Below are 14,268 nucleotides of genomic sequence, written 5' to 3'. Positions count from 1 at the left end.
CACCATATGAATTCATCTTAAATAGGTTATTCTCACTTAATATTGTGCGTTTATATGATGATAGAGTAAAAAAATATGTCGATGACCCCAAGCCATTTTGAACAATCTGGTTTTATTCAATGGAATAAACGTTTATCTAGCCATCAATTATCGCGCCTTCATACATTTGAAGCCGCGGCGAGGCATAGTTCTTTTGCACTTGCTGCGCAGGAATTATCATTAACCCCTAGCGCCGTCAGTCATCGTATAAATACATTAGAATCTGAGCTAGGTTTCAAGTTATTTGCGCGTTTTCATCGACGTATTGAGCTAACACTGGATGGTGAGCGAATTTATTGGGCATTACGTAAAAACCTTGATGATATTAATCAGGAAATTATTGATATTAAAAACCAGGAAATATCAGGTGAGCTAACGGTTTATTCACGACCTTCTATTGCTCAGTGTTGGTTAGTGCCGAAAATTGCTGATTTTGCTTATCAATATCCGTCCATTCAATTGAATTTACTGACGGGAAACGATGAGGTAAATTTCCGAGGATATGGTATTGATCTAGCTATTTATTACGATGATACCGTTCACAGTAATCTTTATTGTGAAGACTTAATGCAAGAGTCGATAGTGCCTGTTTGTAGTCCAAAATATGCGCAACAACATGATTTACTGAATAACCAGCATCAGTTGAAAAATTGTACTTTACTGCATGACAGGCAAGCTTGGAGTAATAATTCCGACTATGATGAATGGCGAGCATGGAGTGAATATTCAAATTTATCGATTATTTCTCATCGCAGAAACTTATGTTTTGACCGCTCTGATCTCGCTATTATTGCGGCTATTAATCATGCTGGTGTCGCGATGGGACGCAAGCAGCTAGTGAAAAAACGATTAGAAAGTCATGAGTTAGTGATGCCGTTTGGTGATACCGCATTACAGTGCCAACAGCGCTATTATTTCGCGACATTGAATGAAAAACGTAATCCGAAAGCTGATATTTTTATCCAGTGGTTAAAAAATCAAGTGGGTTAAAATAGCGTCAATTAATAGTGCGGTATCATTCATGTAAATTAGTTTAATCACGCTTTTACGGGTAAAATTGCTCGAACTTAGGTAATATGTTGTGATTATAACGTTTTCTTTTTATGGACATAATCTGTGGCTATTGCACCCAAATCAACAAAAGTTGCGACCATAAAAGATGTGGCTGCCAAAGCGCAGACAGGCAAAACAAGCATTTCCCGTTATTTAAATGGTGAATCTCATTTATTGTCAGATAACTTACGTCAACGTATTGAAGCCGCTATCCTCGAACTCAATTATCGTCCTAATCAAATGGCTCGCAGTCTAAAGCATGGGCGGACTGGGTTGATAGGGCTGATTATTGCGGATATTGGTAACCCGTTCTCAGTTGAGGTGTTAAAAGGCGTTGAGGCGGAATCTATCAAACAAGGTTTTATGACGGTAGTGTGCAATGCCAATAATAGCATTGAGTTGGAATGCCAATTTATACAGCTATTAAAAGGTTATCGGGTTGATGGCTTAATTATTAACTCGGCAGGGGTGAATGAGCAATTTATTGACGTATTACAATCCACTACATTGCCGTTTGTTTTACTCGATAGAAAAATTGATAATTTCCCCTGTGACATGGTTGGACTAGATAACCCAGCCTCGGCAAATATGGCTTTTAACCATCTGATAGAACAAGGTTTCGAAGCTATCTGTTTTGTGACCGAACCTATCGTCTACAACAGTGCGCGCGAAGAACGTTTGCAAACATTCCAACAGGTTTTAGCAAATAATCCGCAAATTAAAGGGATATTTCACGAAATTTCATTACCCGCACCAGAAAGTTTATCTGCGATTATTACTGAGTTCTGTGCTAATCACCGAGGGATGCGTAAAGCCATTGTGGCGGCGAATGGTGTGCTGACATTGCAAATAGCCTATGCATTGAATCAGCAAGGTTTGCATTGGGGCGCCGATATCGGTTTTCTCAGTTTTGATAACTTAGAGTGGGCATCTTTTGCAGGACAGGGAATAACGTCGATTTCTCAGCCGACTGCTCTGATGGGACATAAAGCCGTTGAATGTTTGCTCGAAAAACTGGAAAATCCAGAAAAACCACCCGCTCAACACCTCTTTAATGGCGAACTGATTGTCCGTAATTCGACAACACTTTAATGATATCACCGTGTAATGCGACGTTTATTGGCCCAAGAGACAGATTTAAGATCGGTTTCTTGGGCTTATTTATTCGTTACATTTAAGCTATTTAGTAAGTAAATTTTGACTTACTTTTTACTGACTTCTGGATTGGCGCAGTTATGAGTTAGACAGCCATTGAGTGCGGCGATTAAGTTATCAACGGCGCATTCAACCATTGCGTAACGGGTTTCATGGGTTGCAGAACCAATGTGAGGCAATGCAACAACATTCGGCAAAGTCAGTAATTTTGAATCAATTGGCAAAGGCTCAACCTCGAAAACATCAAGGCCTGCACCGCGGATCACGCCCGTTTCTAAGGCATCGATTAACGCGGCCTCATCAACAATTTTTCCTCTAGAGCCATTAATTAAGAACGCACTTGGCTTCATTTTTTGTAGTTCTTTTTTGCCAATCAATTTTTCGGTTGAAGGTAATAAAGGTAATACCACGCAAACAAAATCAGATTGAGCGAGTAGTGTATCTAAATCACAACGGCGTGCATTAAGCTGACTCTCCGCTTCTGGATGGTCGTAGGTGTTATAATAGAGCACTGACATGCCAAAACCTGCATGGGCGCGCTTTGCAACTGCATAACCTATACGTCCCATGCCGAGGATACCAATGGTTTTTCCACTCACATTCCAGCCATAATGATTTTCACCAATACTTTTGGTCCATTGACCCGCTTTAACCATTTCCGCCATTTCAATAATGCGTCGTGCACTGCATAAAACCAGTGTGAAAATAGTATCTGCGGTGGTTTCAGTGAGCACACTGGGGGTATGCATTAATGGGATACCACGCGCTGTCATGGCAGAAACATCAAATTGGTCAACCCCGACTGAAATCGTTGAGGCTGCTTTTAGTTTGGTGGCGATTGCTAAATCATCGGCAGTAATCGGGGTACTTGCGCCGATAATTCCTTCGGCATTTACAAGGGCTCGCCGAAAATCAGCATGGTTGCTCTGATTGACGGAATCAAAAATTGTGACATTAAAATGTTGTTGTAAGCGCTTAAGTTGGTCAGCAGGTATTGTTTTATATAGAACGATATTTTTTTTCATCATAATCTCCCTTAAGCATGTTTAGCGATGACGGAATCGCTATTTTTTTCTTGATTTGGTTTGACAATAATCGTGAAGAAAACGGATGCCAACAGTGCGAGTCCCATAAACATATAAGATGCACTTGGGCTGCCCGTTGCACCATTGAGATAACCGACAAACCAAGAGCCAAAGAACGATCCTAAAGCGCCCATACTATTGATTAACGCCATTGCACCGCCGGCAACATTCTTCGGTAACATTTCAGGAATAATAGCAAAGAACGGGCCATAAGGGGCATACATCGCGGCACCAGCAATGACTAATAAAGTGTAAGAAAGCCAGAAGTTAGAGCTGCCCAGTAGGAAGGAACCTAAGAAACAGATGGCGCCAATTAACAGCATTGGCCAAACAAATAGTTTGCGGTTATTCATCTTGTCAGACGCCCAAGAGACTAAAACCATTGATACAGTCGCAGCAAGGTAAGGAACCGCAGAGAGCCAACCCGTTTCGACCATATTTAAATCTGACGCACCACGAATAATAGACGGTAACCATAATACAAAGCCATATACCCCAATACTCCAGCAGAAATATTGCGCGCACAGTAACACAACATTGCGTGATTTAAAGGCTTCACGGTAATTACGAACGGGTTTGATATTTTTTTGTTCATCACTGAGGATTTTTTCGAGATCGTCTTTTTCTTGTTGGCTTAACCAGTTAACTTGACTCGGTTTATCACGTGCAGTTTTCCACCAGAAGAATGCCCATAAAATAGCGGGAACACCTTCAATGATAAACATTTGGCGCCAGCCAAGCGCTTGGATTAAGTAGCCAGATAACACGGACATCCACAATACAGTAACGGGATTACCTAAAATCAAAAAGGTATTGGCGCGTGAGCGCTCAGATTGGGTAAACCAATTACTAATGTAAATAAGCATTGCGGGCATGACGGCGGCTTCAACGACGCCCAAACTAAAGCGAATAATGACCAACATCGGAATGTTGCTAACCATTCCTGTTAGGCTGGCAAATAATCCCCATAAGAAAATACAGGCAAAAATAAGCTTTCTAACACTGCGTTTTTCGGCATAAATTGCCCCGGGAATTTGGAAGAAAAAATAGCCTAAAAAAAACAAGGAACCGAGTAGGGAAGACATTCCTTTGCTGATCCCTAAATCTGCGTTGATCCCTGCTGCTGCTGCAAAACTATAATTGGCTCTATCTAAGTAAGCTAAGCTGTATGTGATGAACACAATTGGCATGATGTACAGCCAACGTGATGCAGCCGGTTTTTTCGTTGTCATAATCAATTCCTTTCTTAGCCAAAGACTGGAGAAGTTGATGGGGATAACAGTGACATTTCTTGCTGTAACTGCGCTTTAGTTGGTAGTCCTTCACTGTCGCCAATCACTTGGATAGCTCTGGCACCGACAAAATTACCTCTTTCAACGGCACGCTGGAGTGGTTCACCTTCGAGTAGCGCACTTATCACGCCAACAGCGAAGCCATCACCAGCGCCCACAGTATCAACCACGTGTTTTACTCGCAGGGCAGGAACGATACCTTTTTGATTTTCTGAGGTTTTATAGTAAGCCCCTTGCTCACCTGTTTTGATAACGACGACATCAACACCTTGTGATAAATAAAAATCTGCAATATCTTCTGGTTTATCATAACCGGTTAAAATTTTGCCCTCTTTTAATCCCGGTAGGACCCAATTAGCGTGGAATGCAAGTTGGTTTAATTGCTCGACCATTTCAGCTTCGCTTTTCCACAGGGAAGGACGCAAGTTTGGGTCAAATGACAGTGTTTTTCCTGCATTTCTCATCCATTTAGCGGCATATAATGAAAGTTGATAGCTGGTGGATGAAAGCGCTGCGGCAACACCGCTTAAATGCAAATGGCGAGCCGATATAAAATAGTCCTCGTTAAAATCAGTGAGATCTAAGTGACTTGCCGCAGAGCCTTTGCGGAAATACTCCACAGTGGGATCGGTTCCATTTTCGGCTTTAGATTTCAACTGAAAGCCCGTAGGATGCTCTGCGTCAATGAGTACACATTCGTAATCGACATTTTCTTTTTCTAAGGTGGATTGAATAAAGCGACCGAATGAGTCATTACCAAGGCGACTAACCCAACCACTGCGTAGACCAATACGCGATAAACCTATCGCGACATTGAGTTCTGCACCTGCGGCTCGGCGTACAAAATTCTCAACATCATGTAATTCACCGGCTTTTGTCGCGACAAACATCATCATGGCTTCGCCTAAAGTGACAACATCTAATTTATTATTGTTCATCATGTTAGATAGCCTTTAATAGAGAAACATAGTGTTCGGTGATGGCACACAGATCATCGCTAACTAATGGAAATTCAATACCTCGTGGCACATTTGTTGGCAGCGCTTGCAACACGGGTTTCCATGAACCATCACTATCATCAAGGGAAACGGCAACAATTTTTCCAGCTTTGGATTGGCATGCTTTGACATGAATATAAGCGACTAAAGGGGCGAAATACTGAGCAGCACTGAGTGCATCCTCACCTTGCCAAGCCCAATTCGCCATATCAAAAGCCATTTTTATGGGCATTTTTTTTGCTGTTACTTCTGCAAAAAAACGTTGAAGAGGTTGGATGTGACCTCCTACTTCAGTTTGGTCATTTTCAATCACTAACTGAACAGGGTAGCTATTTAGTAAATTAATGATTTCTGTTAAATCATAATTATCAGGTAGCTCGCCTAAGGAGAGCTTTAATAGTCGTGCATCGAGTTGCTTGGCATCTTCTAAATAGGTTTTCATTTTCTGGCTACTGATAGGGGTGCTATTTTGAAATAGCGTATCAGGCACCGAATATACTGCGGTGAGCTGTTTTGCTTTGAGGGCGTTGTTGATGGTCGTTAATTTGTCACTTGCGAGGAGTAGCTCTTGGCGAATTTCAACACCATCAGCTTTCCCTGCCTTGATAGTTTCTAATAAGGCTAGCTGCCCGCCTAACTGTGCTACAGTTTGCGCACCATAAGCCGCGGTTACAACAATCACTTCTTTATTCATGACTTTCCTCTACGACAAATATGAAAGGGTAAGACCCTAATTCTTGCTAATAACCTATTATGGAACCGGTTCCATTTTGATTTCTAGAGGCGAGAGATGAAAATCAGAGCTGTATCACTAATCAATATTAACTAAAGATTGAATAACCGATCTGCATCACAACTAAATGTAATCGATGAATTGCAGTATTTATTGTTTTTAATAACTAAAACCGAATATTATTAATTTGGATTGCACTTTAACTATTTGTTTATAAACAATATTTGTAACTTATTTTATATTTTATTTGTTAAAAACAGTGAGATTACAATGAAAAATCGATAATAAATTATTGTTATCAGTGTCTCAATTTCTTCATTTACGTCTTTTAATGAAATTTTATTTCAATATATTTATATGAAATTGAAATATTTATTCTTGATATTTTATTGCTATGACGATTTGAACGTTAGTTATACACCATTAAAGAATCTTTAACCTATTAATAAAGAATAATAATGTCATAAAGATGAGGGAGTTGAGTATGAAGTTAATCAAAATTACCGCACTCTATAGTGCTCTTTTTTTAGTTGTGACCTCATATGCCCAGGGAAAGGCTAATGAGAATTCGGTAGCATATAAGAAGGCATGTTCTCCAGAGCTGATTAAAGCTGCAAAAAGTAATGCGGATATCTGTTATGGTGTAAATGTTGCTGATGATATTAAAATAACTAAGAAAAATAATTCAAAATATAATATTAAAGTTGTGATTATCGGTGAAAGTACCAATAAGAATTATATGCATGCTTATGGTTATCCATTAGAAAATACACCTTTTCTATCTTCTGTTAATGGTCGATTTTTTAATAATTTTATCAGTGCAGCTTCTAATACTGTACCGACCTTGACGCGAGCTTTGGCTAAAAATGATTTAAATACGATTACAGAACATCATGAAAAGCCGTATTACAATAATAATTCTATTGTCGATTTAGCTAATAAATCAGGTTATGAAACATATTATATTGGTAATAATGGGAGTTTTGGTGATGATGAAATCGGTTTTACTAATTACTTTTTGAAAGCGAACTATTTTTTACCGGTTAGGGATAATAAAGTAGGGTTTGATAATTTATTTGTTCAAGAAAAATTTATTGTTGATGATAGTGTCAATAAATTAACTAATGATTTTAAAATGTTACCTGCATTTAAAGCTGCACTTAATAATAACAAAGATAAAGAAAAAGTTATTTTTATTCATATGTGGGGGCCTCATCACGATGGCTGGCCAAAAGGTTCCTGTGATTTAGTGAAAAATAACTACAGTATGAATCCAGAACAATTTGATACCGGTTGGGGTAGCTTGGTGAATTGTTATGTTTCAGCAATTAAGCTCAGTGATGATTTTATCGGAGAAGTTTATAGCTCACTTCAAGAGAATAATAAAAATGGAGAACACCCGTTCTCTATTTTATATTTTGCCGATCATGGGCAAGGGTTAGTGAAAGCCAATAAACAGCATGTGGCAGCACTTGAGGCTGATTATAAAGGGTTCATTAAAGAAGGTAGCCTCTATATTCGTCATGGGCAGCTGGTTAAAGGAGCTTATCAAATACCACTGGTTATTATTAATTCAGATGATACTCAACGTGAGTTCTTTGATGAGACTCTAAGTGAATGGAATTTGTTTGATTATTTCGCCTCTTGGTTGGGGGTTGAAACCAATTTAACTGCTCCAGAAAAAAGTATTGTGTCTGATAAAATCAGACCCGAAAAAGATATTGATGTTTTTGTTTTTCCAAGAGATGAGTTCGTGAAGTACGATTCGCTTAAACAAGACACTGTTTTGTCTCCCAAAAATGTAGGTATTGAGGTTGTGGCAGATAACTAATTCAGCCAATGGCAAGATATCAATAGAAAAGGCTGAGTTTCATGTTGATGAACTCAGCCTTTTTAACATGTTGACCCAAATATAAACATTACTGACTTAATGCATCTGCGACTGCTTTAAAGCGAGCAAACTTCTTGCGTAATTGCTGGTGTGCAACGGCATTAGGTTGATAAGTGGTGATTTTAGGTGTGCTTGCGGCAATCGCGACATCAAAACCTGAGTAATATCCGGTGCCGACCGCAGCACATAAGGCGGCGGCTTGGCAACCTGATTGCTGTACATTGACGACATCCAAGGGGAGATTACTGGCATCGCAAAACATTTGCATCCACAGGGGCGACTGCGTTGGACCACCCGTAAATCGAATGGATTGAGTGCTGTTATCAAGGCCAACAATTCTGTCTTGGTGCAATAAGTGGGAGAATACAATACCTTGATAAATAGCATAAATAATGTCGGCATCTGTATGATGAGAACTTAAACCGAGTAATCCACCTTGTAAATTGCTGTGATAATTTGAACCATAGAGCCAAGGAAAAAACAGAATGTCATTTTGCCTAGAGGCACCCTCTGCTACACATTGATTTAACACATCATAATCTTGAAAACGTTGATTGAAGAAATGACGGGTAAACCACGCAAGGTTACTTGCGGATGTTGGGCTGCCTTCATGTACAAAATAGGTGCCTGGAATGCAATATTTACTCCAAACATAAGGGTAATCGGATGGGACGATTTCATCAAATACGCGAGTGGAGATAGTCCAAGTGCCCGCAACCGCACTTAATTTGTCTTTTTGACTCACACCTGAAGAGAGCGCTGCACCAACAACATCAAAAAAACCACCGAAAACGGGGGTTCCTTCGGTTAATCCACTCTCTTTAGCCGCTTGCTTGGTGACACTACCCGCTTGTTCGGCCGAATTAATGACAGGCGCGAGTTTATCGGTCACTTCATCAATGCCAAAAAGTTGGCATAATTTCGGGTCATAAGCCGATTTTGCTGGGTTATACAGTTGGCTACCGGAAATATTGGTTTCTTCACAGGCTATTTGGTCGGTTAATCGATAGCGAATATAGTCATGAACCATCAATATATGGCGAGTGTCTCGGTAGTTATCGGGCTCATGTTCTTTGAGCCAACGCAGCAGAGCAACAGGGTGAGAGGGCCATAATTGCTGTAAGCTAAGAGGATAGGCTTTCTCTGCTGTACCGTCTTTGTGCCATGCGTCGACAATAGATTGGGCGCGAGAATCTGAAGAAACAATTCCATTTCTGACCGGTCTGCCTTGTTCATCGAGTAAATATAATCCCTTACCGTGGGATGAGAAACTGACACCTGAAATTTGTGATGCATTCAACTGGCTGTTATTAATGGCTTCTTGTATAACACCGCAAGTGGCTTGCCACAAAACATCCATATTGCGCTCACTAAAACCCGCTTCTGGGCTTTCAGTGGGAAAGGCATGCTCTGCAACAATAATTTCTTGTCCTTCAGGCGTATAGATCCCAGCTTTAATTACTGTACCACCAAGATCGACCCCCATAAAAAATGTATTCATCACATGCTCCTTTTTAGGCGTTATGCCAGCCAGCTTGCTGCATTTTGTCTTCTATCCAATGGCGAGCTTTGATGATTTCAATGAGTGGCTCATCCGCTTTTTCTGTCCACATCTCAATTAAGAAAGTACCACGGTAATTTAAGCGTTTTAAGATTTTGAATAAATTGACAAAATCTACACATCCTTCACCAAAAGGGACGTCACGGAATTGACCTTCGCAGGTTTCAGTCACCGCATAGGTATCTTTCAAATGTAGTGCGACGATATGTTCAATTCCGTTGACTAATTCATTTTCGACATCACTTCCCCATGCAGTTAAGTTACCGACATCGGGATACACTTTAAACCATGGAGAACGTATTTTGTCGGATAAGGCTTGCCATTTAGTGATTGAGTTCATAAATGGCGTATCCATAATTTCGACTGCGCACATTACCTGCGAGGCCGCAGCAATTTCAGCAACCCATTGCATCGCATCTTCGAAACGTTGAATGGTTTCGGTATCTTGTTGCTCGTAATAGACATCGTATCCGGCTAATTGAATGGTGCGAATGCCTAAGTCTTGAGCCAACTTTATGGCTTTTTCCATTAATTCATGGGCTGCTTTTCGGGTATTAACATCATGGCTACCAAAGGGAAAACGACGATGGCCAGACAAACACATGGTTGGGATGCGAACGCCGGATTTTTGGATTGCATCCACCAATTCTAAACGTTGTGCTTGAGTCCAATCTAATCTTGCAAGTCGTTCGTCAGTTTCATCAATCGACATTTCGACAAAATCAAAACCCGCCGCCTTAGCAATTGCTAACTTTTCAGACCAACGACTCTCTTTTGGTAAGGCCTTTTCATAGATACCCATTGGGTGTTTGCGCATGATGTTTTCCCTGTGAAATTTAAGTTTGTGGTGATGCTTTATTTAGACGCTGGTTGCGATTCATCGCACGTTTTGCGCTCCATTTTTCTTTGAAAAATTTGAAGGCAAGCGCCAGTATTAATGTGATCCCCCAGACCGCAAGATTGAAGTGTAAGCTAACGCCTAACAGGCTTAAGCCAGTTGCGATGACTTGCAAAACAAGTAGCGCGCAAAAAACACGACTGACTTTACCTACACCGCCAAAAGGATTGGTTCCACCGAGTACGATTGCTAAAATAGTCAGCAATAAATAGGAGTCACCGTAACCCATACGAGCAGAGTTAAAGCGTGCCATCATGATCAAACCGGCAAGGACACACAGCAAACTGGAAATGGTATAGATGGCAATCATGACTCGGTCAGTACGTATGCCACTGAACCACGTTGCATTGATATTACTGCCACTCATATAGATATTTTTACCTAAGCGAGTGCAGCCTAAAAAGAGCGCTAAAATTATCGCGGTAACGATAAAAATGATCATGGCGATTGGCATACCGAATAACGTATCTGAACCGATAGCTCTGACGATAGGTGGCATGCCACTCAAAGCCGCCCCTTTTGTGAGATAAACACCTATTCCGCTAATGATAGTCATGGTACCGAGGGTGACTAAAATCGGGTGAGCACCAATATGAGAAATCATCAACCCAGTTAAGCAACCAATAATTACGGCAATCACAGTGGCACCAATGAGAGCAAAGCCTAGCCACATTAATTGGGTGCCTGTGCCTGCATCAACGGGTAAGTAATTGATAAAGACCCAAGCCATAAATAGACCTGTTAAGTTAGCTGTACTGATAATGGCGAGATTCAATCCACCGCTTAACATTGGAACAAACATGGCGAACGTGAGTAAACCCAGCTCAGGTAATTGGAATGTGATACTCAAAAATGTGTTTTGCGTTAAAAAGTGCCCCGGCATGGCAATACTAAAAGCCGCGACTGCCAGTAACAAGATTGAAAGCAGTCCGATAACCGCGCCATCAATTTTAAAAAGAGGTTGTTTTTTCATGGTGATATTCCTGTTAAACAAAACCTACGTCCGTCTCTTTACGTTTTTTGTAGTGAGTAATACAGATGGCAATCAGAATAACCATACCGATAACAATATTGACGAAGTAGTTAGAGACACCAATCAAGTTAAGGCCATTTTTCAAAATACCGATAAGAAAAACGCCCATCAAAGTACCGATGACTGTTCCACGCCCGCCCGATAAACTTGCACCGCCCAGTACCGCTGCGGCGAGAACATCAAGTTCTCCCCCCACCAATGCACTTGGTACCACTTCACTCATACGGTAGGTTTGTAGCATTCCGCCGATAGCCGCCATCGCACCGAGGTAACCATAAGCAAATAGGTAGATAACCGAAACACGGATACCAATACGGGATGCGGACTCTTGGCTACCACCAACGGCATAAAGTTGGCGCCCAATATGGGTTTTGTTCATCAAGATCCAAGTAAGAAATGCGATGCCTAGCATGACTACAAGCGGAAGCCCAATTTGATAGGATTCACCATCGACCTCAAACGGTAGGATAGTCACAGGATCGACCCACCAATCAGGTAAGTCATAAATACTGTGGCCGTTGGTCAGCCACATCAACATACCGAATAGTAATGACTGCATACTGATGGTGATGATGATGGAAACAACATTTAGCGAATAAATTAGAATGGCATTAATTAAGCCAAAGGTAATACCAATCAAGATGGCAAGCGTAATACTTAATGTCGGGCTGGCAATGAAACCTTGTAGCAGCCAAGTGGCAATCGCATATTGCACAACAGAGGCGACAGCTGCGAACGAAATATCAATTCCGCCCGTTACTAACACAACGAAAAGCCCGAGCGCAAAAATACCCGTTACCGCATAGCTTTCACTTAAATCGAGTAAGTTTTGAATGGTCAGAAATTGTGGGCTCATTACTGTAAAGAAAATCACCATGATAAGAATGACCCAGGTTAACCAACCTTCGACAGATTGTGGTCGAAGCTTTTTCCAATTAGCCATTGATGATTACCTCTAATTGTTGCTCATTCATGGAGTCCACCATAATTTCATTGACGATAGACCCTTGTTTCATATGTAAAATCCGGTCACAGTTGTAATAGGCTTCAGAGGCTTCATCTGTAATTAATAAAATTGAAATACCGACACCGGATAAACGATGGATAAGCTTATAAATGCTGTCTTTGGCACCAATATCAACGCCAACCGTTGGGGAGTCTAAAATCAATACTTTAGGGCGAGTTAAGATCCATTTAGCTAACACTACTTTTTGCTGATTACCCCCTGATAATGTCGAAAGTGCATTATTAGGGTCAGTAACTTTAATATCTAAGTCGGCGATCCATTCTTGAACAATTGCTTGGCATTTTTGTTCATCAATTAAATGAAAAGGGGTTTTTAACCGATCTAAAATAGACAGAACCATATTGTCAGCAATAGATTGGGGTAAAATGGCGCCGAGTGTCAGCCTATCTTCTGAAACATAACCGATACCCTGCTTAATCGCGTGAGTGTTGTTTTTTAAAGTGACAGGTTTATCTTCAATAAATAATTCACCACTATCAGGGTGAGTAATACCAAAAAGCGACAACGCGAGCTCAGTACGACCGGCGCCTAGTAAACCACAAAGCCCAAGTACTTCTCCGCGTTTTAATTGCAATGAAATATTATTGTATTGTCCTGCACGGCTCAGATTTTTTAACTCAAGCACGGTGCGACGGTCTTCGGCATTATTGGGGGGCTTACGTTCGTGAACAATGTCTAAGCCCGTCATTAATTCAGTGATTTTTCGGGTAGTTAAACCTTCAGCAGGCCAAGTTCCGACTTTTTCCCCATCACGAATAACGGTAATGCGATCAGATATTTCTTTTACTTCTTCCAATCGATGGCTTACAAAAACGACGGTAATACCTTTATCTTTTAGATAATTAACGGTTGATAACAGTTGATTGACTTCTGTTCGAGTTAATGAGGCTGTGGGCTCATCCATGATAACCAATCGTGCATCAGCAACGAGAGCACGACAAATAGCAACTTGTTGGCGCTGTGCGATAGGCAGAAATTGCACGGGTGTATCGGGATTAATGGTAAAAGAGAGTTCATTTAGAATTTGCAGTGCTTTTTCACGGAGCAGATTTTTTCGGAACCAACCAAAATAGCCTTTGAGATTAAGCTCAAATGCAATATTTTCAGCAACCGTTAAGTTAGGAAAAAGTGATAGATCTTGGTAGATCACTTGGACGCCCAGTTCACGTGCTTTATCTGGTGTTAACCGATTATAACTTTTTCCATCAATTTCAATTTGGCTACCATCATCCGGTGCATAAACACCGCTGATGGTTTTAATTAATGTGCTTTTACCGCACCCATTGGTGCCTGCTAAACAGTGCACCTCACCTTTATTGAGCGTCAAATCGATATTGCGCAATGCACGGTGCCCACCAAAACTTTTGGAGAGGTCGCGCAAAGTGATTAGGGGGGCTGATTTGTCGGCTTTGGAGGTGGTTGTCATACTTGCATTCCCTAAGCTGGTGTTGGCGAGTTCGTTATATTTCTAGCTCTACAAAGTTCTTCATACTTCGAGCTGTA

Annotated in this window: 12 protein-coding genes; 3 read left to right on the top strand and 9 right to left on the bottom strand. The window is 40.9% G+C overall.

Going from position 1 to position 14,268, the window contains the following annotated elements:
- Positions 1-75: 75 nt before the first annotated feature.
- Together dsdC and DD649_RS04145 are read left to right on the top strand one after the other, a co-directional pair.
- Positions 76-1,029, top strand: coding sequence for a DNA-binding transcriptional regulator DsdC (gene dsdC / locus DD649_RS04150; RefSeq protein ID WP_294103936.1), 954 nt, complete (start codon positions 76-78; stop codon positions 1,027-1,029).
- A 126-nt stretch (positions 1,030-1,155) separates the two neighbouring features.
- On the top strand, positions 1,156-2,184 hold the full coding sequence (locus tag DD649_RS04145) for a LacI family DNA-binding transcriptional regulator (protein ID WP_294103934.1): 1,029 nt from the start codon (positions 1,156-1,158) through the stop codon (positions 2,182-2,184).
- A gap of 110 nt (positions 2,185-2,294) precedes the next feature.
- Here the strand turns inward: DD649_RS04145 and DD649_RS04140 are convergent, their stop codons facing one another.
- The 4 genes from DD649_RS04140 to DD649_RS04125 are packed head-to-tail and all read right to left on the bottom strand — an operon-like array spanning position 2,295 to position 6,316.
- Positions 2,295-3,272: an NAD(P)-dependent oxidoreductase gene (locus DD649_RS04140; protein WP_294103932.1), complete on the bottom strand. Its 978-nt coding sequence runs from the start codon at positions 3,270-3,272 to the stop codon at positions 2,295-2,297.
- A gap of 11 nt (positions 3,273-3,283) precedes the next feature.
- Positions 3,284-4,564, bottom strand: a complete 1,281-nt coding sequence (locus DD649_RS04135) for an MFS transporter (protein ID WP_294103930.1) — start codon at positions 4,562-4,564, stop codon at positions 3,284-3,286.
- Positions 4,565-4,578: 14 nt separating this feature from the next.
- On the bottom strand, positions 4,579-5,562 hold the full coding sequence (locus tag DD649_RS04130; RefSeq protein WP_294104419.1) for a sugar kinase: 984 nt from the start codon (positions 5,560-5,562) through the stop codon (positions 4,579-4,581).
- Between the two features lie 4 nt (positions 5,563-5,566).
- A complete protein-coding gene (locus tag DD649_RS04125; protein ID WP_294103928.1) occupies positions 5,567-6,316 on the bottom strand; it encodes a xylose isomerase in 750 nt (249 codons plus the stop codon).
- 523 nt (positions 6,317-6,839) lie between these two features.
- Here DD649_RS04125 and DD649_RS04120 point away from each other — a divergent pair.
- Positions 6,840-8,186: a phosphoethanolamine transferase gene (locus DD649_RS04120; RefSeq protein WP_294103926.1), complete on the top strand. Its 1,347-nt coding sequence runs from the start codon at positions 6,840-6,842 to the stop codon at positions 8,184-8,186.
- A gap of 88 nt (positions 8,187-8,274) precedes the next feature.
- Here DD649_RS04120 and DD649_RS04115 read toward each other — a convergent pair whose 3' ends face one another.
- Genes DD649_RS04115 through DD649_RS04095 form a run of 5 tightly spaced genes read right to left on the bottom strand, consistent with a single transcriptional unit; the run spans position 8,275 to position 14,191 of the window.
- Positions 8,275-9,747 (bottom strand): FGGY-family carbohydrate kinase, encoded by a 1,473-nt coding sequence (locus tag DD649_RS04115; RefSeq protein ID WP_294103924.1) that lies wholly within the window; start codon positions 9,745-9,747, stop codon positions 8,275-8,277.
- A gap of 13 nt (positions 9,748-9,760) precedes the next feature.
- Complete coding sequence (locus tag DD649_RS04110; protein WP_294103922.1) at positions 9,761-10,624, bottom strand: L-ribulose-5-phosphate 3-epimerase; 864 nt, start codon at positions 10,622-10,624, stop codon at positions 9,761-9,763.
- 19 nt (positions 10,625-10,643) lie between these two features.
- The gene (locus tag DD649_RS04105; RefSeq protein ID WP_294103920.1) at positions 10,644-11,678 is read right to left on the bottom strand and encodes an ABC transporter permease; all 1,035 of its coding nucleotides are present in this window, start codon (positions 11,676-11,678) and stop codon (positions 10,644-10,646) included.
- Between the two features lie 13 nt (positions 11,679-11,691).
- Positions 11,692-12,681 carry an ABC transporter permease gene (locus DD649_RS04100; RefSeq protein WP_294103918.1) on the bottom strand — a complete coding sequence of 330 codons (990 nt, stop codon included), beginning with the start codon at positions 12,679-12,681 and terminating at the stop codon, positions 11,692-11,694.
- Positions 12,674-14,191: a sugar ABC transporter ATP-binding protein gene (locus DD649_RS04095; RefSeq protein WP_294103916.1), complete on the bottom strand. Its 1,518-nt coding sequence runs from the start codon at positions 14,189-14,191 to the stop codon at positions 12,674-12,676. Before DD649_RS04095 ends, DD649_RS04100 begins: the two co-directional genes overlap by 8 nt.
- Positions 14,192-14,268 lie beyond the last annotated feature (77 nt).

Origin of the sequence: Providencia sp. (genome assembly GCF_003533305.1) — a bacterium.
Lineage (GTDB): Bacteria > Pseudomonadota > Gammaproteobacteria > Enterobacterales > Enterobacteriaceae > Providencia.
Note: the sequence above shows the minus strand (reverse complement) of the source record. Positions and strands in the feature narration are given on the sequence as shown.

Coding starts and splice junctions, on each gene's coding strand:
- DD649_RS04125 (WP_294103928.1), bottom strand. CDS start 6,316: ATGAATAAAGAAGTGATTGTTGTAACCGCGGCTTATGGTGCGCAAACT.
- DD649_RS04135 (WP_294103930.1), bottom strand. CDS start 4,564: ATGACAACGAAAAAACCGGCTGCATCACGTTGGCTGTACATCATGCCA.
- DD649_RS04130 (WP_294104419.1), bottom strand. CDS start 5,562: ATGAACAATAATAAATTAGATGTTGTCACTTTAGGCGAAGCCATGATG.
- DD649_RS04095 (WP_294103916.1), bottom strand. CDS start 14,191: ATGACAACCACCTCCAAAGCCGACAAATCAGCCCCCCTAATCACTTTG.
- DD649_RS04140 (WP_294103932.1), bottom strand. CDS start 3,272: ATGAAAAAAAATATCGTTCTATATAAAACAATACCTGCTGACCAACTT.
- DD649_RS04120 (WP_294103926.1), top strand. CDS start 6,840: ATGAAGTTAATCAAAATTACCGCACTCTATAGTGCTCTTTTTTTAGTT.
- DD649_RS04100 (WP_294103918.1), bottom strand. CDS start 12,681: ATGGCTAATTGGAAAAAGCTTCGACCACAATCTGTCGAAGGTTGGTTA.
- DD649_RS04115 (WP_294103924.1), bottom strand. CDS start 9,747: ATGAATACATTTTTTATGGGGGTCGATCTTGGTGGTACAGTAATTAAA.
- DD649_RS04110 (WP_294103922.1), bottom strand. CDS start 10,624: ATGCGCAAACACCCAATGGGTATCTATGAAAAGGCCTTACCAAAAGAG.
- dsdC (WP_294103936.1), top strand. CDS start 76: ATGTCGATGACCCCAAGCCATTTTGAACAATCTGGTTTTATTCAATGG.
- DD649_RS04105 (WP_294103920.1), bottom strand. CDS start 11,678: ATGAAAAAACAACCTCTTTTTAAAATTGATGGCGCGGTTATCGGACTG.